This is a genomic window from Aquimonas voraii, from assembly GCF_900101825.1.
Lineage (GTDB): Bacteria > Pseudomonadota > Gammaproteobacteria > Xanthomonadales > Xanthomonadaceae > Aquimonas > Aquimonas voraii.
The window spans coordinates 198201-218047 of sequence record NZ_FNAG01000005.1 but is presented as its reverse complement, the minus strand read 5'-3'; the positions used below and the strand labels follow the sequence as shown (position 1 = coordinate 218047).

Here is a 19847-nt window from a genome sequence, read left to right as displayed (position 1 = left end):
GGGGCCCGAACGCAGCGCGCACGCAGCTGCACTCACGCCATCCGCACCCAGCGAACGAGCGTGGCGAAGTTCGGCGGCTTGCCGTGCATCAGCAGTCCCACACGGAACACCTTGCCTGCGATCCACATCGCGATCGCGGTCGAGACCAGGCCGATGAGCAGGGCCAGACCGATCTGCCAGACCGGCGGCGGGGTGTTCGAGCTGATCCGCATCACCATCACGAAAGGGCTGACTGGCGGTGTCAGGCTCAGAACAGTGGCTAGCATGGAATTGGGGTCGCTGCGGATGGGCATCCACAGCAGCATCGGCGCCACGGCAAAGAGAACGATTGGGGTGAGCAGGCTCTGCGCTTCGCGCAGCTCGTTCACCGCCGCGCCCGCGGCGGCCATCAGGGCACCGAAGGTGGCGAAGGCGATCAGGAAGAACAGGGCGAACACGGCGATCTGCCAGAACTCGATGAGCCCGGTCAAAGCGAAACTCAACAGTGCCAGCACGCCCAGACCCGCATAGACCGAGATCATCAGCAGGCCGACGCCGAGCTGACCCAGGATCTTGCCGGCCATCAGCTCGGTCGGCGACACCGCCGCCAGCAGCACCTCGACCACGCGGCTCGACTTCTCCTCGACCGTGGTGGTCACCAGCATCTGGCCAGCGGTCATGATGGCGAGGAACATCAGCATCATGAAGGCCATCGGCAGGATCTGGCCGACGACCAGCGCAGCCGAGTTCTCGCCCTCCTCGCCGACGGTGATCGGGCGGACCCGCGGCAAGGCATTGAGCGCGCGGACGCGCTCGGCATCGAAGCCGTTGGCCTGCATGCGTGCGTCGATCAGGGCGGGCCGCAGGGCTTCGCGGATCTCGTCGACGACGCGCTCATCGAGCTTCTTGCGGATGTAGAAGCTGTAGCTGCCGAGGCCGTTCGAGGACTGCGAATGCACCGCATCGGCGTCAATGACCAGCAGTGCGAGGCGGCGCGCGTCTTCTGCATCGGCCTCCAGCAGTCGGGCCTTTTCGCGCTCAATGTCCGCTTCGGCCGGCAGCGAGAGCACGCGCAGCTTCGGCACCTCACCGAAGGCCGCCTCCACGCCTGCCGAGGCAGCGGACTGTGCCTGCAGTCCGCGCAGGGCCTGCGGCATCGCCGCGTCCATCCGCGACTGCAGGGCCGCACGACGCTGCACCAAAGCTTCGGGCGACAGCGCTTCGGCCAGACGCGCGTCGATTCCTGCGCCGGAAAGGTCGAGAACAGCCACTTCACCGCGCACGGGCGGTGACTTGAAGTTGATCAGCAGCGGCACGAGCAGCAGGGTGACCGCCATCATCATCGGAACCGCCACCAGACCGATCAGGAACCCCTTCGTCAGGGCCGTGGCGGCGAACTCGCGCCAGGCGATCTGCAGCACCTTGCTCATGCCGGCAGGCCCTCTTCCGATGTGCGCGCCACGATGTCGATGAAGATGTCCTCAAGGCTGGGACGCACGATGGCGAGTCGTGCCGGTGGCCAGGTCCGGGCGAGGTCCGCCATGAGCCTGGGAAGCTCGGCGTCGGCGTCGAGCCCGATCCGGTAGCCGACCTCCTGCGCGCTGATGCCCGTAATGCCCGGCAGCCCGTGCACCGTCTCGGGGATCGGCGCCGACGCGTCGAGCGGCTCGAGTTCGACCGCGTTCGGGCGGTGGCCTGCACGAATGCCGGCGAGGGTGTCGTCCAGCACCTTGCGGCCCTGGTGGATCATCACGATGTGCTCGCACATGGTCTCGGCCTGCGGCATGACGTGGGTGGAGAACAGCACGGTGCAGCCTCGCGCATGCTCGGCTTCGATGAGCCGCTTGAGCAGTCGCATGTTGACGGGATCGAGCCCGCTGAAGGGCTCGTCGAGAATCAGCAGCTCAGGCTCGTGCAGCACGGCGGCGATGAACTGGATCTTCTGCTGCATGCCCTTCGAGAGCTCTTCGCAGCGCTTCTTCGCGACATCGGGAAGCTCCACCCGCTCCAGCCAGGCCTGCGCCCGTCGAGCGGCTTCCGCCCGCGGCAGCGACTTCAGCACGCCCATGTGCAGCAGGAAGTCCGCCACCTTCATCTTGCGATAGACGCCGCGCTCCTCGGGCAGGTAGCCGATGCGATCCTTGGCCTTGAGCGCGGAGTCGAAGCCGAGAACGCGCACCTCGCCGCGATCCGGAAACAGGATCGACAGCAGCATGCGCAGCGAGGTGCTCTTGCCGGCGCCGTTCGGGCCGATGATTCCGTACAGCGCACCGCGGGGCACCTGCAAATTCAGGTCACGCACGGCGTGCCGGGTGCCGAAGGACTTCTGCAGTCCGATGAGTTCGATGGCGGGCGTCACAGGCGGCTCCGTGGGTCGGGACGGCACCGCGAGTATCGGACAGGGCCGGGTGTGACGGGGCAGTGCCATCGGGCAGGGCGGAGCGCGCTGCCACCAGGGCAGCGCAGCCGTGGATGAAGTCCGCGAGCAGACGGGCAGCTACCCGCCGCCGCGTCGTCAGGGCAGCGACTCGACCGCGCCTGCGGAGTGCCGGTGTGGCTAAGCAGGCGCCTGCGCCTGCGCCTGAGCTTGAGGGCAGTGAATCAGTTCAGATTGGTGCGCAACACCGGTGACTGCATGCGGGCGATGCTGTGGCTGCGCAGCACGATGTACTGACCCGGGCGGCCGTAGCGGGCGTCATCCGCCAGCTTCACCCCGACGCACTGCGCGGGCACGCCGAGCGGCCCATTGACCATGCGCGCGATCACGCGGTCGAGGATGGGAACCTTGAGGCGTTCGCACCAGTGGCTTTCGATCTTCAGGATGTTCGCGTCCTGCACTGTCATCGGTACGTTCTGGTTGCCGACCCGCACCTGCTGGACGGCGGCCGAGCGCCACATCAGGTTGTCGTTCGGGATCACCCGCTGGCCGATTTCGGCAGTGTCGACCGTGGTCCGCACGGTCTGTCGCTGGGCAAAGCGATCGAAGATCGCGCGGTTCGGGCTGATGATGCGAACGCCGCCACCGCCGGCCAGCATGCGGCCGCGTGCTTCAGCCAGCGACTGCACCACCGCGGCGGGTGTTCGCCCGCGCAGCAGGTGCGGCGCCATGCCTTCGGCCAGGCCGCGCTGCATGGGCGCCAGCAGGGCGTTCTGCAATGAGCCCTGCTGGGCGGCCTCGAAGGTGGCCGCATCCAGCACGGCGCGCGCCCGGTACAGCATGCTCAGCTCGAAGATGCCGCCCATCAGCAGGGCGAAGATCGGCAGGATGATGTACAGCTCGACCAGTACCGCACCGCCCTCGGCGCCGCGCCGTGGGCGCGCGCGGAGTGTCCGTTGAATCGCGGATGCCTGCATGTCAGCGCCCCTCCGTGACCTCGTTGCTTGTGCTGTCGACGACCCGACGGCGGAACGCATCCAGACGCGCGGCCTGCTCGGAATCGGTGATGAACTGGCCGGCCTGATCCAGGGTCAGGTTCGCCATCTTTATATAGGTCAGCGCCAGATTGTTCCAGCACCTTGCATCATCCTGCATGAACTTCAGGCACTCGCGGTAGGACCGTGCGGCGGCTTCGAGCTCACTGTTGCGCAGCTGCACATTGCCCAGCCGCAGCCAGGCATAGGCCGACTGCGGCATTTCGCGCAGGAGCTGCCGGTAGAGCTGCTCCGCGTCCAGCAGGCGACCCTCGGCATACGCCTGATCGGCACGATCCTGCAGCGACACCAGCCCTCCCGGCACGCGCTCGCCGCCTGGAGTTTCGCTGGCCGCGGCGGGCGGCCGCGTGGGCGCGGCACAGCCGACCAGCAGCATCGCCATCGACAGGCCGAGGCCGATGCCGCGCAGCCCCCACGCGCGTGAGCCCGGCTTGGGCAGCACCAGCGCCGATCCAGACGCGGGCGATTTCGGCATCGGGTGCTGAGCGGTAGCGGGCCGAGGGCGCTGGCTCCTCGACGGCCATGCGTCACTGCAGGTTTTCATGTTCACGGAACTCCAGCTGATCGCCCAGGCGCAGTCCAAGTGCTTGGATCTGATGCGCGGCGAGTTCAAGCGATGCATCGGCGCCGGCACAGGCGCGGAAGCGGTAGGGGCGCAGATCCTCGCACAGGCGAATGACTTCGCCGGCACGGAGAAAGACGAGATCGATCGACATGCGCATGCCGAACATGTGCACCGCCGAACAGCGATCGAACCAGAGGGCCTCCTGCGGATCCAGACGGCTGCGACCCAGCAGGCCGCGCGCCCGCGCTGCGAAACCCTGCGGTTGCGCGGCACGGGCCAGCAGCAGCCCGCGCCGTGCGCAGTGCACGCTGCCGTTCCGATAGCGGAAGACGCTCATACTTCGTAGAGGAACTTCATGAAGATCGGGAATCCCAGCACGATGAAGGTGGTGGGAAAGATGAAAGCAACCAGCGGAAACACGAGCTTCACGGGGGCCTCCAGCGCCAGCTTCTCGGCGCGCTGGAATCGCTCGGTGCGACGCTGATCCGCCTGTATCCGCAGGGTCTGTCCGAGGCTCGCACCGGTGCGCTCGGCCTGCGCCAGCGCCGAGGTGAACGAGTGGATCTCGCGGATGTCCAGGCGCTCCGACATGGCGCGGATCGCTTCCATGCGCGACATGCCCGCCTTGACGTCGCGCAGCACCTTCTGAAGCTCCACGCGCAGAGGCCCCTCGGGGCCCTTTTCCACGGCCTGCTGCAGGGCGCCGGAGAGGTTCATGCCGGCCTCGACGGCCATGGTGATGAAGTCGAGAAACATCGGCAGCGCGCGGACGATCTTCTTCTCGCGCAGCTTGCGCAGGTCGTTGACCTTCATCAGCGGGAACATCCAGCCCAGCAAGCCCGCCAGCAGCACCCAGAGCGGCTCGAACCGGTCGAGCATCAGCAGGCAGAGCACCATCAACACAATGAAGATGCCGGCGGCGACAAAGCGCAGCGAGATCATCTGCACCGGCGTCATCAGGTACTCCATGCCCGCCTTGCGCATCTTCAGGCGGGTCTGTTCGACCTGCTCCACGGGAATGTAGTCGCCGAGGTGCTGGGTGAGCAGGTTGACCAGCGGCCAGATCAGGCGCAGCGCGGGGGGCAGCGGATCGAGGAAGGCGCGGTCGTCCTCGCGGATGCTCGCACGGATGTTGCGCAGCGCGATCGCCAGGGCGATCACGCTCAGGGCCACGAGCAGGGCAATCACGAATGCCATGGTCTTCTCCGGGTGCGCGCGTGCGAGGGCGGCCTCATACGTCGATGTTCACGATCTTGCGGATGAAGAAGAAGCCCACCGAGAGCACGCTGATGACCACGGCAAGCGTGATCCATCCATAGAGTTCGGTGAACAGCCGCCCCATATGGACGGGCTCCATGTAGTACAGCACCACGCCAAGGAAGATCGGCAGCAAGGTCATCACGATGCCCTGCATGCGCCCCTGCGCGGTGAGCGCCTTGATCTTGCCTTCCATCTCGATCTTGCGACGCAGCGTGTCCGCCAGCCGCTCCAGGGTTTCGGCGAGGTTGCCGCCGATCTCGCGCGAGATCTTCATGCCGGCGACCACGAGGCGCAGCTCCTCGCTGGGCACGCGTTCAACCAGATTGTTGAGGGCATCCTCGTAGGACACGCCCACCCTGAGCTCACGCAGGAACAGGCCCCATTCCTGCGAGATCGGCCCCTTCGATTCAGCGACCAGAATCTCGATCGCCTGCACCACACTGGCACCGGCTTTCATGGCGCCGGCCACCGACAGCAGGGCCTCGGGCAGCTGCTGGATGAACGTCTGCAGGCGGCGCGCCTTCAGGACCTTGAAGGCGATGCCGGGCACAAAGCCCATGGCCGCGGCGATCAGGGCCGCCAGCAGCAGACTGCCGGTCAGCAGCCAGAACAGGATCAGCGACAGCGCGATGACCGCGAGGTTGATGCGATACAGCGTGCTCGCATCGACGAACAGGAAGAGGTCACGAAGCGAGGCGCTGGTGGCGTTGGTGAACACCTCGCGGTAGTTGGTGGACGCGCGCGCGAGCGCCCTTGCCCCGACCATCCCGAGCAGGACGAAGCAGGCGGCAAACACCGCGCTGATCAGCAGGTTCACGCCTCGGGCTCCGGCTTGGTGAAGATCGACAGATCCACGCGTTCGCCGCGCGCGCGCAGCTTTTCGTAGAACTCGGGCACAAGGCCGGTGGGCTCGAAGCGCCCCTGCACGCGGCCGCGCTCGTCATAGCCGGTCTGCTGGAAGCGGAAGATCTCGGCGAGCTGCACGCGTCCACCCTCCACGCCGGTGACTTCCGAGATCGACGTCACCTTGCGCTGGCCACAGGAGAAGCGCGTCTGCTGCACGATCAGGTTCACCGCCGACGAGATCTGCTCGCGAATCGCGATCGAGGGCAGATCCATGCCCGCCATCATCACCATCACCTCCAGACGGGCCACGCAGTCGCGCGGCGAGTTGGCGTGCGCGGTGGTGAGCGAACCGTCGTGGCCGGTGTTCATGGCCTGCAGCATGTCCAGCGCCTCGCCGCCTCGACACTCGCCAACCACGATGCGGTCCGGACGCATGCGCAGGCAGTTCTTGACCAGGTCGCGGATGCGCACCTCGCCCTTGCCCTCCTGGTTGGGCGGCCGTGCTTCGAGCGAGACCAGGTTCGGCTGCGGCAGCTGCAGCTCGGCGGCATCTTCGACCGTGACCACGCGCTCGTCGAACGGAATGAAGCCCGAGAGCACGTTGAGCAGGGTGGTCTTGCCCGATCCCGTACCTCCGGAAATCACCACGTTGCGCTTGGCCAGCACAGCCGTTCGCAGCACGCTGGCCATGGCGTCGCTCATCGATCCGAAGCCGACCAGTCGCTCGATGGTCAGCCGCTCCTTCATGAACTTGCGGATGGTGATGCAAGGACCCTTCAGGGCCAGGGGCGGAATCACCGCGTTCACGCGGGAGCCGTCGCGCAGGCGGGCGTCCACCATCGGTGAGCTTTCATCGATGCGCCGCCCCAGCGGGCTGACGATGCGCTCGATCGCGGCCACCACCGCCTGGTCGTCGGTGAAGGTGATCTTCGATTTCTCGAGCCGGCCATTGCGTTCGAAGAAGATCTGATCGGCCGCGTTCACCATGATCTCGCTGACCGACTCGTCTTCGATCAGCTCCTCCAGCGGTCCGAGACCGACCGCCTCGTCGACGACCTGCTTCTTGAGCGCCTCGCGCGACAGCTCAGGGGGAAGCTCGCGCTGCTGCTGCTGAAGGATCTGGTCCAGCAGATCCTCGGTCACCTTGCGCAAGGCGTCGTGCGACATCTGCGTCACCGCGACGCGGCGCAGATCCATCTGCTCGAGCAGGGCCTTGTGCAGGCGCTTGCGCCACTCGACGGTCAGCGCCAGATGTCGCTGCGCGGCGGTGTCGTTCTCTGCGGGGGGCGTCGTGGCGTCCTCGGCCACAGCCGCCGGCGAAGCCATGGAAGCGGCTGCAGGCGCCGTCTCCACAGGCTTGGCCGGCAGGCTCGCACCCTGCGGCGCGCCCTCCTGTCGGGGCGAGGCTGGCGCCACTGCCTCATTGGCGGAGCGCGTCGGCATCACCGAACGATTGGTGGGGGGTTTGATGCGGATCTGGTAGCCGGTGATTTCGATGACGTCATCGACGCTCAGCGGCCCGAAGCTCTCGACGCGTTTGCCGTTGACCTTGGTGCCCGAACCGCTGCCGTGGTCATCCAGGAACACATCCGCCCCCACCAGCCGGAGACTGGCGTGCTTGCGACCGACCTGCCAGCCGTGGAGGACGATGCGATTGTCCTGGTGCTTGCCGATCGTGCACAGCTCCTCCGAGACCAGCTCGTTGCTGATGACGGTACCCTTCAGGGTGCTGACGTGGATCTGGTACATAGCGTTACTCGGCCAAGGCGCCTTCGAGAATCAGTTCGTCGAGAAGACCGCGCATGCGGCGAGTCGTCGATTCGACGCCCTCGCCCACGCGGTCCGCGTCCTGAACCAGGGTGGGCGTCACCAGAACGACCAGCTCGGTCTTGCGGTTCTGGAAGCTGCGTGACTTGAACAGATTGCCGAGCACGGGAATCTCGGAAAGCCCGGGAATGCCGTTGGCGTTCTTGACCTCATCGGCGGAGACCAGGCCGGAGATGATCATTGTCTGCCCCGAGCGCAGGGTGACCGTGGACTCGGTTTCGCGTTTGAGCAGGCCGGGCACGTCGGCCACGGTGTTGGCCCGGTCGAGGGTGCTGATCTCGGCGCGCACGGACGTCTGCACGTTGCCGTTGAGATCCGCGGTGGGCTGGATCTCGAAACGGATTCCATAGTCCTTGAACTCGACGCCCGGTTGGCCGAACTGCCCGATCACCGGATACGGGAATTCGCCGCCAGCGAAGAAGGTCGCCGGCTCTCCGCTGCGCGTGGTGAGGTTGGGCTCGGCCAGCGTGGTGGCCTGGTTGTCGAGCTGCAGCATGTCCACCGTGGAGAACACGCGGGTGGTCCAGCCGGCGTAGGCGAACCAGCGGGCATCGTCGATGTTGATGCGCGAGACCAGGCTGTCCAGACCGTTGGGAACGACCCGAAAGCGGGTGTTCGCGATGGACGCGCCGGTGCTGCCGATCGAAGGCCCCGGGAAGGCCGCGTCCCAGTTGATGCCAAGACGCCTCGTGTACTCGCGATTCACCTCGAGGATACGCAAGGACACGCGCACCATGGGCAGCGGATTGAAGCGTGTGGAGCGCACCAGCGAGACCGCGTTGGGGAACCCCTGCATGGCTTGCGCGAAGCGCGCGTACTCCGATTCCGCGACTTCGCCTTCAACCACCGACACGCCGTCGACTTCGCGCACCCTGACACCGGCGAAGCTGCTCATGACCAGATCAATCGGCGCGGTGGCGGGCTCGACCAGGGACACCACCCCCGGAATCTGTCCAACGATCTCGCGCACGCCTTCGATCTGCGTCCGTGGCACCGTGCCATCGACCACGATGATGCCGTTGATGGCGCGCACGCGCGCCCCTTGGAAGTCCGCCAGCAGCGCGCTCAAGGTGCCCACCACCGCCGCCAGATCCCGCGGGTGAACCTGGACGCTGTAGGCATACTCGGCGCCGTCCCGCGTCCACACCCGCAGGTCGCTGGTACCGGGCTCGAGCCCGATGAGCAGCAATCGCCCGCCTTCGAGCACCGAGTGGCCGAGGCGTGCGTCGTCGCCGACGACCACGCGTTCGACTTCGCCGGTATCCAACACGCGTACGGCGCCCGAGTGAAGGTCCAGCATCTCGGGCAGAGTCGCCGCCTGCAGCGTGGCGGTCGCCAGACAGAGCGAGAGCACGAGAAGAATCAAGGGAACGGCGTTGACAACAAGGGCGTGACGCTGACGCACCGGAGCTTCCTTTTGCACTTCTGTAATCGATCGCCCCGTCTCGCTGGCGCGTGGCCGGCGCGAGAGGCCTGGGATGGATTGCTGGCTCGCCTGTCGCGCTTTGCCGGGGGCGGGCTCGAGGCGACCGCGACACCTTGGATTCGCGAAGGCCGCCGCGCACTTCAGTTCGACGTGCCTCCCAGCTCGCCAGCGGGCAGGCTCGGTTCGGGCTCGCGCCTCGGGATGGCAGCCTCGGGCTGCCGCCGCCGCGGCGGCGCCGACACCTGCTTGACGACGGGGCGCAAGCTCCCGCCCTCAGCGTTCGAGCCTGCAATGTAGGAATAGCTCTGGCCAGGGCGGGTGCCGCCGAGCAGCGTTTCCGCGCTCAGGCTCTCTGCCTCCAGCGGCGATTCGTCGCGGCGATTGCGAAGCAGAACCACGACCGTCCCCATGTCCTTGGCCAACATCAGCTGCGCCGCCTGTTCGGCATTCACGCCGACGGTAACGGTCGAGTAGGTGCTTTCGGCATAGCCTTCCTCCGGCTGCAGGCCGAAATCGGCTTCGCGGGTGGCCAGCGCCGAGGTCCCCGTTGCCAGCAAACGCACGTTCTCGACGAGCGGATACAGGCTCTGGCCTCCTCCGCCGGAGCGTTCGCCGCCTTCCTGCTCGGCGAGCAGCAGCAGGTCGACACGGTCACCGTGTTCGAGCATGCCTTCACTCGATTTCAGGTCGTCCACCGGAAGGGTGACCGCGCGCTCGCCCTCCAGCAGCAGGTCGGAGAAGCGCTCAGCGAACTCGCCAGCGACGAAGTGCATCAGCAGCGGTTCGCCGCGGCTCATGGGAGCGACGAGGACACGGTTGGCGACGGCGTCGAATTGCTCCGGCGTCACCGCGTTCGCGGAAAGATGCGTGTCCGGCACCATGGCAAGAGCCATGTTCTCGCCGCTGACGGCCACGCCGGGCTGCAGATCGGCCTTCGCCACCACCACCTGGCGACGCCCTTCACGCTGGGCCAGAAGTTCGTCCGTGAGCGCGCGTTCTTTGTTCGAGAGGTACCAGTTGCTGGCGAAGAAGGCGACCACACCCAAGGCCAGCGCGGCAACCAGCAAGCCCCAACTCTGCGCGGCGGACTTGAGGGATTCCTTCGTTTTCATCGTCGTGCTTCCAGGGTTCGGGTGTGGTGACTATCGAGCGGGGCGTCGATCACGGGCTCGAACCCGTCTGGAGGGCAGGCGCAGACAGCGGATACTGCGCCACGCCAGTGCGCCAGCATCGCCCTGCTCGGCACTCAGGTCGCGGGCTCACAGGGGCAGTCGCGGTAAGCCGATGCCATAGGCGAAGTTCGCGAAGAGCTGCTTGATGACATCGATCAGGGTCACGATCACCGGGCGGCCGTTGAAGGGCGCGATGTCGGGCATCGGCACCAGCAGGGCCGCGACGATCACCAGCCCGGCGAGGAGATACTCGACCGTCACCTGACCTGACTGGCGCGAGGCGTTCAACGGGCCTCCCAAACGGCGATTGTGCGCGTCGCATCGTCCTGCTCGAACACCGTCACCGACAGGCTGTCGTTGCCGCGCCGCGCGGACAGCGCCGCTGAGCCCGAACGGCCCTGCACCGAACTCTCGACGACCCAGCCGTCCTCACCGAGCGACTTCGCATAGTGCGCGATGTTGGCGGTGACCGAGCGACGATTGCTGGCGGTGATGGTGCGCGCGGTCCAGCCCACCTCCTGCGTTTCCAGAACCGATTCGACGGTCGTCCCCCCCAGCACGGGGAAGTCGCTGGCGAGCTCCTGCGGCGGCTGGCCGCTGCCGGCCAGCAGATCGCTCACGCCAAGCAGGGCGAAAGCACCGGCATCGTCCGGCCTGACCTGCACCGTATAGGTCAGGCCGGCGGACTCGTCGACATGGGTCAGCAACTGCCAGTCGCCCATCGGTACGAGCGTATAGCCGGGGCGCCCAGGGTCGGATCGTCCCCAGTGCTGCACGTAGTAGTCCAGGACCTCACTCGGCCCGAGTTCGCTGTGCAGCTCCCAGGCCGACATCCGGATCCCGTTCAGACGCATATCCACACCGACCACGTCGACGCGCGAGCGCTCCGGCGCAGGGAAATCCGCAAGTGAAGCCGCCTGCACTGCGCCAAGGCCCGGAACCAGTGCCAGCAGCAGCGCGGACAGCGCGGAAACCATGCGCATGCTCATCGGTATTGGCCCAGTCGATGCGCCGGAACCTGTTCGGGATCGACCTTGCCGAACTCGAACATGCCGATGTCGCGTGTCACCCCGAGCGGCAACCGGCCGACGATGCGCATGGCATTTTGAAGCCGATCGTTATCAAGGAACTGCGTCGACAGCATGGCGCGCGCCTGGCTTGCCGCATGGTTCGGACCTGCGACATTCCAACCGTCAGTCAGCAGCAGCAGCTGACGCTCGCGGCCGCGATGACGGTCGAGCCGCAGATCGATGGGGCGGCGGTTGTTGTCCGGCCCCTCTTCGAATTCGCTGAAGCTGACGACATCGGTGAGGTCGGCGGTGAGTCGAGTCGTATACAGGCTGCGGGTGTTGACGCGGAACCGGGTCGCCGATTCGATAGCCTCGAAGGCACGGGCTTCGGCTTCACCTGCGGTGCCGGCGATGGCATTGCCGGTCTGCTGGGCGCGCGCGTGCACCGGCGCATTGCTGTTGTTGCCCTGATCCTCGAACCAAGGCCGGTAGCCGCCCGGCGACTGGTTCAAGGCCACTGCGGTCGGCCGGTAGAGGATGTGGTCCACAGGCGCATCTTCGGGCCGGCGGCGGCTGCGATCATCGGCGCGAATGAGCGCCTCGGCGCGACCGAAACTCCGCGCCTGGACCTCTTGCGCGAGTTCGGCCGCGCTCTTGATCGGCGCGCTGGGCGCATTGGCCGGACGCGTTTCAAACCAGACGGTGCGCTCCCAGGCGGCATAGCGCAGCGCCTGCTCGTAGCGCTGCTTGCCGGCCACCATCTTGCCGATGACCGGGGTCAGCAGGAGCAGTGGCCCCAGCAGAAAGACCGTCGCGATGCAGAACTCGACGAGCGAGGCGCCGCGAAGCCGGCGCGGGCAGCATTGCGTCTTCATAGACGTATCCCCACGGCAAGCAGCGCGAGGCCACGCTCGCCCCGCGTCGACGGCAGCAGTCGCGCCTGCCAGTAAGGGTTGTAGAGATTGCTGTACTCGCGTTGGGCGCGGCTCGCAGTGCCGCGCGAAGTGCGGGGGGCGTGATCACGCGAGAAATACACGCCCGACTTGGCGATCGCCGCCATACGCTCCCCCGCGAGACCGCCCTGTTCGGCGGTGTTGAAGGTCGGCTGCACCTGCGCGCCGCCTTCCACGAGAACGCGCTCCCAGGCAGGAAGATCGCCCTCTCCCTTGGTCAGAACGATATGCAGATCGAAGCGATCGTCAGGCACGCGCCCGTCGCGGCGCAGGTCATAGAAGGGCTGCAGCCCGCGGTTGGTGGGGCTGCGCGAGAGGTTGTTGTTGGCATACATGCCTGCCGCGGCTGAGGCGTTGACGCGCAAGACCCAAGCGCCATTGCCCCACAGCCGCCGGCCGTTACGACGCGTGTTCTGGTCAAGAAAGTAGTTGTAGCGCCCGCCGGTGGCGCTGCCCGCCAGCGCATGCGCGGCGCCATACCCGAACGGCGTCGGCGTCTGGCGCCAGCTGCACCAGCTGAGGCCGGTCCAGCCGCAGCCGATGGTCCGGTATTCAATACCGACGGTGTCCATGGCGGTCCATTGGACGTATTCCCGGCGCTCCGGCGATCGACTCGGGACCAGTTCCGACCCGCCATATTTGCGGATTCGACCCCCCAAGGGACGAAGCCAGCTTGGCGTGCTGATCCAGGTGTGGCTGCGCTCGAAGGTGAACTGATCCCGGCTGCTCTCCGTGACCACCCTGAATTCTTCCATCCGGCGCCGCTGCCGATTCGCGCTGGCGGTATAGCTGCCACGCATCTGCGGTTCGTTGCGCTCCTGCTCTCCGAACAGGACACCGCTGCGGGGGTCCAGCAGCTGCAGCCAAACCGCTCCCTGGGTGATCGTGCTGACCGATCCGATGTCCGGATCGGATTCCGTGACCACCTGGGTCATGGCCTGACGCGCCAGCTCGGCGGTCAGCAGATGATGGGCGCGCTGCGCTTCGCTGATCGCCATGATCAGACCTTCCTGCACCGGAACGAGCACGCGCGCGACCGCAGTGACGACCTCGTCGAACACGCGCGCGCCCTCTCGCAGCGCGCGTCCGAGCGCGCGAATGAAGGGGCCGACATAGGGGATCGCACCGAGGACATCGGTCACCAGCGAGAAGTTCTGCCCGGCATTGCGCAGCATCTTCGACCAGGACGCCAGGCCGACGACCTGCCCGACCACGACCTGGTTCGCCACCATCGCGCGATTGGTGTGGGCTTTGAAATTCATGTCGCGCGCGATGACCAGCGAAACGCTGTAGCTCGCAGAGTCCGCGACCGTCTGCAGGCGAACCTTTTCGGTCGTCAGGCGGCCGGTGTTGTACATACCGATGCCGGCCAGCCCGACCGCGGCGAACAGGATCAATGTCAGCATGGTCGCGTGACCACGCTGGAGTCTGGCGAGTCCCATGGGCCTCTCCTGCATCGGTGGCGCAGCGCGCTCCCGCCCGTTGCCGAATGGCATCGGTCAAGCCGCCCCGCCTCTAACCTGCGGGCTGCTTGAACACGGCTTCGCCCTGCGGCGCGCAGCGGCGCGACACATTTCGCGGAAGCTCAAGCACCCCATTGATCGCGAAGCCCGTGCTCGGCGAGGTCGCCGAGCCGGGGGTTCGCGCTAGACCGGGCGCGCGTGGCGCCCGGCAACACGGGATCTCAGTTGGCGCCGACGTTGGAACTGGCCGCGTCGTCGTAGTTGCCGAGGTTCGTGTTGTTGTGGGCGGCGTTGGCCACCTGGGCAGCGGTGTTGCCGGCGTTGGTGGCCTTGCCGACCTGGGCGTTCGCCGAAGTGCCACCCATTTCCTGGGCCATACCGGCCATCTGGCTGCGCACGGTGCCGCCGAACAGGCTGAACACGGCGATGGCGGCAATGGCGATCAGGGCGACGATGATGATGTACTCGGTCATGCCCTGACCACGGATGCGCTTGGGAGCGCGTGCACGGTTGATGCTGTTCATGAGTTGTCTCTCCGAAGTGTATGGACTGAATGCCGGCACGCGCGTCCATGCAGCCGGCTACGCTCGCGGGCGATGCTCGCCCACGAATACCTGTGACGCTGTTGATTTCCCCGTTCTGGCTCCGGTCGATCCCCCGTCATGCCGACCCGGCATGACACACCGCCAACCGTCACCGCCTGTATTCAACCACTGAAATCGAATGGTTGCGTTACAGTCGGATGCAAATCTAGCCCAGGACCTTTGTGCTAGCAAGCAGGATGCCTCCGGGCTAATGGTTGCAACCGTAACAGTCGACGCGATAGAGGCTGAGTTCGGATCCTTGCGAGCAAGAACGTTCACAACGGCAGGGAGCCGTGGCCAGTCACGCGCCCGCCGCTGCGTGGTCCGCTGGAACTCACGGCCTCAGTCGGTATCGAACGCATCCGCGCCCTGACCTGCACCCGCTTCATGCTCCTCGGCCCGCATCAGCACGTCGGCCGTCAGGCGCAGGGCGAAGCGCGCCGCAGTCGTTCGATCGGGTTGCATTGTCAGAAGACGCTCGAGCTCGGCGCGCATGCGCGCCGCCCCACCCATCCTGTACGCAGCAAGCAGCGAAAGATGTTCCAGGGCCTCACGGTCCTGCGCGGCAAGCTGGATCGGCGACAGGACTTCAAGTGTGCGGAGCGCGCCGGCCAGCGCCGCCCAGTCGCTGCGGGCGTAGGCGGCGAGCACTTCAAGCAAGTGTTCGACGGGTGCAGTGCTTTCGCGCCTGCCCTCAGGACAGGCGAGCCAGGGCGGAGCGGCATAGAGGCTGCGCAGGCGCCCTGGGTCCAGGAAGGGCGCGGTGAGCTCCAGCGCCTGCAGCAGCAGCCCGTGGGCTGTCGAGGGATGCACCCCTTGGAAGCAGACCTCGCCCAGCTCTCGAAGTCGCAAGGCCAAGCCCCGCAAGCGATGGTCGGCAGGAGTATCGCCCGGGGTGCCCTCAGGGCTGCTGTCGAGCATCAGCGCGGCGAACTCTTCCGCCTGCCGGCGCGCGCTGATGATCTCAAGTGGTACCGGCGGGTCTCGCCAGGCATCGTTCTGGTTGAACTCGCCCAGGCCCGCCTGCTCCAGCACACCCAGCGGGCTTCGGTAGTAGCCGAGGATCCGAGTGGCGCGGGCGCCGAGGTAACGATCCTGCGGCGCCCAATGGCTCAGCACCGGCCGGAAATCGGAGTTGGCGGGGCCTCCATCCAGACCCAGCAGGGGCTGGATCCGCCGCCGATCGGCGAGGCGGCGTTCCCGCAACTCTCGAACGGATCGGATGCCTGCCCGTTCGGCGCTCCAGCGAAGTCCGGGTTGCGCGAGAAAGTCCGCCTGCAGTTCCGGCAGCTGACCCTCTGCGGTCGCGACGATGACGAGGTCACTGTCATTGCTGAGGTACAGGGCGTAGTCCGCGAACTCGGAGTCCAGGGCGCGCAGGATGGTCAGGAAGGTCGCATCGGAGATTTCGTAGGCCTGGACCCACTGCACCAGTCGCCCACCTGGCTTGAGATGACGCTTGGCAAACCCGTAGAACTCGATGGAGAACAGCTTGGAAACGCCGGCCACCCAAGGATTGGAGGGCTCGGAAACGATCAGGTCGTAGCCTGCGCCGGCGCCCGAGAAGTAGGCACGGGCATCGTCGATCACGATCCTCGAACGCGGGTCCTGGAAGGCGCCTTCGACGCGCGCGCCGAAACCACGCGCCGCCTCGACCATGTTCGGCTCGATCTCGACCGTGGTGATGCTCGCGAAGCCGGCGTGCTGGGTCAGAACATGCGTAGTCAGCCCGGAACCGAAGCCGATGACCGCCACGTCGCGCGCCGCCGGCTGGGCCGCGAGTCCGAGCAGGGCGGCCAGAATCATGGTCGGCTCATCCGGCGTCGGCGCCAGCTCCGGGGCGAGATTCAGTGAGGCATCGGGCTTGCCATTGGTGGCGATCGTGAGGCTCTGGCCGGCCATACCGTGCAGGGCAATGGACGCAGTCTTGCCATCCGCGCTGTAGTAGACGCTGCGCTTGGGGTCGAGGTCCGCCAGACGCGAACGGTAGACACCCGAGTGCAGACGCATGGGATTGAAGTCCGCGAGATGCAGGGTGCAGGCAACGGCGGCGGTGCAGACGGCAGCGGCGCTGAGCAGCGCGCGCGCCCGCCGCGGTGTCTGCGAAAGCACAAGCAGCAGCAGGCCGAGGCCGAGGTCCAGTCCCGCCGCCAGCACCATGGCGTGCTTCAGGCCCAGGACAGGCATCACCAGATGCACCATGAGCAGAACGCCGGCGATCGCGCCGAGCGTGTTAAGGGCATAGACCTTGCCCACCACCGCCTCGCCCTGGCCCCGCCGCAGCAGCAGGAACGTGAGTACCGGCAAAGTCATGCCCGCAAAGAAGGCGGCCGGCAGCATGATCGCGATGGCGATGAGGGCGGTCGACGCCGTGTAGAGAACATAGCCACGCGCACTTGACGCAAACGTGTCCATGAGTGCGCTGAGCACGACGAAGGCATGGTCATAGAGCGGCAAGGTGGCCAAGGCCGACAGACCCATCAGCAGCTGCACCACCGCCGCATAGCGCACCGCGTCGCCAACAGCGTCAAGGCGGCGTTTGACGTAGAGCCCACCGAGGGCAAGACCGCCGATGAACGCGGCGAGCATCAGCTCGAAAGCATGTTGGCTGCTGCCCATGACCAGCGACAGCATCCGAATCCAGCCGACTTCGTACATGAAGGACGAAAGGCCGGTGACACAGGCGACTGCGAGGATCAGGCGCACGAATCCCGGGCTGGCCGGGGGCTCTCCCTCGGCGGCGCCCATTTGCGTTGGAGAGGGCGCATCCTCCACGCCGCGCCCGGGCACGCCAGCGTAGTAGACACCCGCCAGGATCAGCAGATTCAGCAGCCCCGCAAACGCCATCGCACCGGCGAGCCCGGCCGCGGGGATCAGCACGAAGGTCGCCAGCAGGGCACCCACGGCCGCGCCGATCGAGTTGTAGAAGTACAGCCCGCCGAGTACAGCGCCGGCCCGATCCGGAAGCCAGCGCATCAGCCCCGCACTCATGATCGGAAAGGTCATGCCGAGCAGGAGGGTCTGCGGCGCGATCAGCAGGGCTGCGAGCAGCCAGCGGCTGAAGGCGATGCTCTCCGACGATTGCAGCTCCGGCAGCCAGCGGGTGTAGAGCCACTGGGTCGTCAGCAGGAAGAGTCCGTGGAAGACCAGACCGGCAAGCCCGATGAGGCCCTCGATCCAGGCGTAGGCGAGCAATAGATTGCGCAGTCGGGACAGCAGGTGTGCTGCCATCCATGCACCCACCGCCATGCCGCCCATGAAGATCGCGAGCACCAGCGACTGGGCATAGGCGGAGCTGCCCAGCAACAAAGCGAGGTACTGGCTCCAGATCGACTGGTAGATCAGTCCGGAGACACCGGACAGCACGAAGAAGGCGAGCATCCAGTGCAGGCGCACGGGATGCAAAGCCTCGCCCTCACGCGCTGGGCGCGCGTTGCTTTCGAACATGGTTGTACCTGCCCCGATTTCCGCGCGTCGACCGTGTCTGGAACACCCTGTCCTTGGGCATGCCAGTCTTGTTTACGCTCTGTTACAGAGTGTAGACATTCTGGCGCGCGTAAACACACCCGTCGGCCAGAGCGCCGTCCGATGGCCGCTTCGGTTGGAGTCTGGGAGCCCGCAGCGGGATCGGCATTGCGGGCGCTGCCTCGCGCAGGCAACGCGGACGCACTCCCGCGTTCCCGAGAGCGGTCCTCAGGGCTGCACCCACCGCCCCTGCCAGCCGTCATCGGCCTCGAACCGTGCGCGTCGATGACCGCTATGGGCGAGATGCAGCCAGTCGATGCGTTCGAGCTGGAACTCGACCAGAGCGAAGTGCTCACGGCCGAGGTCCACGAGTGCGGGCGCCAGCCCGGGCTGCAGCGACTCGGCCGGCAGTCCGCTGCCGGCCTCGATCAGCACGGCGCCCGGCGCATTCCCGACGGTGTAGCAGCGACGGCCGAACGTGCTGGTGCGCTGCCAGGCGGCCTCGACGCGTTCGCCGTCGGTGCACGGGGTGGCGCGACCTGCGAGACGCAGCTGTACGCCCTCGCCGAAAAAGCACCAGCTGGCGCGTGGATCCTTCTGCAGCTGGCCCAGCTTGGGCGAGCGGCGGTCGGTGTGGAAGGCGAGCCGCGCCTGCTCACGCTCGGCGCGGCGCAAGACGACGTAGCGCGCTTCCGGTCCTGCGTCGCCAAGGTTGGCGAGCACGCCTTGATGGAAGGGCGACTGGCGGCGCGCCGCGCCTTCGATCAGCAGGCTCCAGGCCTGGTCGAGCACGGCATCGAGACGGTCGGGCTGCGGCTGCGTGGACATGGAAACGCCTGCGGTCTGCGGTCGGGCTGCATCGGCCCTTGTGCTGGAAAGCGTAGGCGCGACGGGAGCGTCCGGCCGTGAATGCGAGCAGCGGGCGGTTACTCAGCCCACTCCGCCGCCGCTTCGCGTCTGCAGGCTCAGCGCCGGATCTCGCCGAAGTCGACGTCCGGGATCTCGTAGTCGTAGTCGGGCAGCAGATAATCCGGCAGGTCGCCACTGCAGTCCTCGATCTGACAGCGGCGGCGCTGCAGATAGGCATCGCGGATCAGCAGGTAGTCGTCTTCAGCCTCGCGCAGCAGGTCGTCGAACTGCAGCGCGTTGGCGCGCGCATCGAGGCCGTACATCACGCTGACACCCCAACCGTATTCGCGGGCCGTCCAGCTGACGGGGCTGACGCGGGTGGTGGCAAGGCGGCCGCCGACATCGCGCACGGTGCCCGGGCCGAAAATCGGCATGACGAGATAGCGCGACTCGCGCCAGCCCCAGCGGCCCAGGGTCTGGCCGAAGTCGGCGTCACGGTAGGGAATGTCCATGCGGCTGGCCGGATCGAAGAAACCGCCGATGCCGACGGTGGCGTTGATCGCGAAGCGGCCGAGCGCGGCACCGGCCGGACCGGGCTCGCCCTGCAGCAGCAGGTTGAGTGAGGCCAGCGGCTGCTGCAGATTGCTGAAGAACCTGCGCACGCCGTTGCGCAGCGGCGCCGGCGCCAGCGTCTGGTAGGTCTTGGCCACCGGCCGCAGGGCGATGCGGTCCAGGGTCATGTTGAAGCGATGCATGGGGCGGTTGAAACGCTCCCAGGGGTCGGCCGGCGACTGCGCCGAGGCGTGCTCGGCGCTCCGCGGGCCCGAGTTCTCGAGGTCCAGACTCGGGCCCCAGCTGGAGGACGTGCCGGTGTCCTGCGCGCGGCCATCCTGGCCCAGGCCCAGCAGCGCCAGCGCAAGGGCGCCAACGACGAGGCTGCGTGCGGTGCGAGTGTTCATGGCGCTCTCCTGCGCTCGGTGCGACGGGGTGTGGCGGTGGGTCCGCTCAGCGCGAAG

The 19847-nt window shown here is 66.8% G+C and carries 18 protein-coding genes; all 18 read right to left on the bottom strand.

The genetic code is table 11. The features are described from left to right. Positions 1-32: 32 nt before the first annotated feature. The 18 genes from BLP83_RS10785 to BLP83_RS10700 all read right to left on the bottom strand — a co-directional run bounded on the left by BLP83_RS10785 (position 33) and on the right by BLP83_RS10700 (position 19790). Positions 33-1409 (bottom strand): ABC transporter permease, encoded by a 1377-nt coding sequence (locus BLP83_RS10785; RefSeq protein ID WP_091242432.1) that lies wholly within the window; start codon positions 1407-1409, stop codon positions 33-35. After that, positions 1406-2338, bottom strand: a complete 933-nt coding sequence (locus tag BLP83_RS10780; protein WP_176764138.1) for an ABC transporter ATP-binding protein — start codon at positions 2336-2338, stop codon at positions 1406-1408. Before BLP83_RS10780 ends, BLP83_RS10785 begins: the two co-directional genes overlap by 4 nt. A 242-nt stretch (positions 2339-2580) precedes the next feature. Next, complete coding sequence (locus BLP83_RS10775) at positions 2581-3333, bottom strand: TadE/TadG family type IV pilus assembly protein (protein WP_176764137.1); 753 nt, start codon at positions 3331-3333, stop codon at positions 2581-2583. Between the two features lies 1 nt (position 3334). After that, positions 3335-3853 carry a tetratricopeptide repeat protein gene (locus tag BLP83_RS10770; protein ID WP_091242426.1) on the bottom strand — a complete coding sequence of 173 codons (519 nt, stop codon included), beginning with the start codon at positions 3851-3853 and terminating at the stop codon, positions 3335-3337. A gap of 85 nt (positions 3854-3938) precedes the next feature. Beyond that, positions 3939-4313 (bottom strand): DUF192 domain-containing protein, encoded by a 375-nt coding sequence (locus BLP83_RS10765; protein WP_091242424.1) that lies wholly within the window; start codon positions 4311-4313, stop codon positions 3939-3941. Continuing rightward, a complete protein-coding gene (locus BLP83_RS10760; RefSeq protein WP_091242421.1) occupies positions 4310-5173 on the bottom strand; it encodes a type II secretion system F family protein in 864 nt (287 codons plus the stop codon). The genes BLP83_RS10765 and BLP83_RS10760 overlap by 4 nt, the downstream gene beginning before the upstream one ends. Before the next feature lie 34 nt (positions 5174-5207). Next, positions 5208-6053, bottom strand: a complete 846-nt coding sequence (locus tag BLP83_RS10755) for a type II secretion system F family protein (RefSeq protein ID WP_091242419.1) — start codon at positions 6051-6053, stop codon at positions 5208-5210. Next, a complete protein-coding gene (locus BLP83_RS10750) occupies positions 6050-7831 on the bottom strand; it encodes a TadA family conjugal transfer-associated ATPase (RefSeq protein ID WP_091242417.1) in 1782 nt (593 codons plus the stop codon). The genes BLP83_RS10755 and BLP83_RS10750 overlap by 4 nt, the downstream gene beginning before the upstream one ends. Before the next feature lie 4 nt (positions 7832-7835). Then, positions 7836-9314, bottom strand: coding sequence for a type II and III secretion system protein family protein (locus BLP83_RS10745; RefSeq protein ID WP_218121238.1), 1479 nt, complete (start codon positions 9312-9314; stop codon positions 7836-7838). A gap of 161 nt (positions 9315-9475) precedes the next feature. After that, the gene (gene cpaB, locus BLP83_RS10740) at positions 9476-10447 is read right to left on the bottom strand and encodes a Flp pilus assembly protein CpaB (protein ID WP_091242412.1); all 972 of its coding nucleotides are present in this window, start codon (positions 10445-10447) and stop codon (positions 9476-9478) included. A gap of 147 nt (positions 10448-10594) precedes the next feature. Further along, positions 10595-10795 carry a hypothetical protein gene (locus BLP83_RS10735; RefSeq protein WP_091242410.1) on the bottom strand — a complete coding sequence of 67 codons (201 nt, stop codon included), beginning with the start codon at positions 10793-10795 and terminating at the stop codon, positions 10595-10597. Then, positions 10792-11490 (bottom strand): hypothetical protein, encoded by a 699-nt coding sequence (locus tag BLP83_RS10730; RefSeq protein ID WP_091242408.1) that lies wholly within the window; start codon positions 11488-11490, stop codon positions 10792-10794. The genes BLP83_RS10735 and BLP83_RS10730 overlap by 4 nt, the downstream gene beginning before the upstream one ends. A 2-nt stretch (positions 11491-11492) precedes the next feature. Next, a complete protein-coding gene (locus BLP83_RS10725) occupies positions 11493-12392 on the bottom strand; it encodes a hypothetical protein (RefSeq protein WP_091242406.1) in 900 nt (299 codons plus the stop codon). Further along, the gene (locus BLP83_RS10720; RefSeq protein ID WP_176764135.1) at positions 12389-13912 is read right to left on the bottom strand and encodes a Tad domain-containing protein; all 1524 of its coding nucleotides are present in this window, start codon (positions 13910-13912) and stop codon (positions 12389-12391) included. The genes BLP83_RS10725 and BLP83_RS10720 overlap by 4 nt, the downstream gene beginning before the upstream one ends. Positions 13913-14154: 242 nt before the next feature. Then, complete coding sequence (locus tag BLP83_RS10715; RefSeq protein WP_091242397.1) at positions 14155-14457, bottom strand: hypothetical protein; 303 nt, start codon at positions 14455-14457, stop codon at positions 14155-14157. Positions 14458-14859: 402 nt separating this feature from the next. Next, positions 14860-17964, bottom strand: coding sequence for a fused MFS/spermidine synthase (locus BLP83_RS10710; RefSeq protein ID WP_091242394.1), 3105 nt, complete (start codon positions 17962-17964; stop codon positions 14860-14862). A gap of 246 nt (positions 17965-18210) precedes the next feature. After that, entirely contained in the window at positions 18211-18810 is a 600-nt protein-coding gene (locus tag BLP83_RS10705; protein ID WP_091242391.1) for a pyridoxamine 5'-phosphate oxidase family protein, read from the bottom strand. Positions 18811-18947: 137 nt separating this feature from the next. Continuing rightward, complete coding sequence (locus BLP83_RS10700) at positions 18948-19790, bottom strand: MlaA family lipoprotein (protein WP_091242388.1); 843 nt, start codon at positions 19788-19790, stop codon at positions 18948-18950. Between the last annotated feature and the right edge of the window lie 57 nt (positions 19791-19847).

Bases quoted from the DNA above. Each gene is read 5' to 3' on its own strand.
- BLP83_RS10785 (WP_091242432.1), bottom strand. From the start codon at position 1,409: ATGAGCAAGGTGCTGCAGATCGCCTGGCGCGAGTTCGCCGCCACGGCC.
- BLP83_RS10775 (WP_176764137.1), bottom strand. From the start codon at position 3,333: ATGCAGGCATCCGCGATTCAACGGACACTCCGCGCGCGCCCACGGCGC.
- BLP83_RS10765 (WP_091242424.1), bottom strand. From the start codon at position 4,313: ATGAGCGTCTTCCGCTATCGGAACGGCAGCGTGCACTGCGCACGGCGC.
- BLP83_RS10760 (WP_091242421.1), bottom strand. From the start codon at position 5,173: ATGGCATTCGTGATTGCCCTGCTCGTGGCCCTGAGCGTGATCGCCCTG.
- BLP83_RS10750 (WP_091242417.1), bottom strand. From the start codon at position 7,831: ATGTACCAGATCCACGTCAGCACCCTGAAGGGTACCGTCATCAGCAAC.
- cpaB (WP_091242412.1), bottom strand. From the start codon at position 10,447: ATGAAAACGAAGGAATCCCTCAAGTCCGCCGCGCAGAGTTGGGGCTTG.
- BLP83_RS10730 (WP_091242408.1), bottom strand. From the start codon at position 11,490: ATGCGCATGGTTTCCGCGCTGTCCGCGCTGCTGCTGGCACTGGTTCCG.
- BLP83_RS10725 (WP_091242406.1), bottom strand. From the start codon at position 12,392: ATGAAGACGCAATGCTGCCCGCGCCGGCTTCGCGGCGCCTCGCTCGTC.
- BLP83_RS10720 (WP_176764135.1), bottom strand. From the start codon at position 13,912: ATGGGACTCGCCAGACTCCAGCGTGGTCACGCGACCATGCTGACATTG.
- BLP83_RS10715 (WP_091242397.1), bottom strand. From the start codon at position 14,457: ATGAACAGCATCAACCGTGCACGCGCTCCCAAGCGCATCCGTGGTCAG.
- BLP83_RS10710 (WP_091242394.1), bottom strand. From the start codon at position 17,964: ATGTTCGAAAGCAACGCGCGCCCAGCGCGTGAGGGCGAGGCTTTGCAT.
- BLP83_RS10705 (WP_091242391.1), bottom strand. From the start codon at position 18,810: ATGTCCACGCAGCCGCAGCCCGACCGTCTCGATGCCGTGCTCGACCAG.
- BLP83_RS10700 (WP_091242388.1), bottom strand. From the start codon at position 19,790: ATGAACACTCGCACCGCACGCAGCCTCGTCGTTGGCGCCCTTGCGCTG.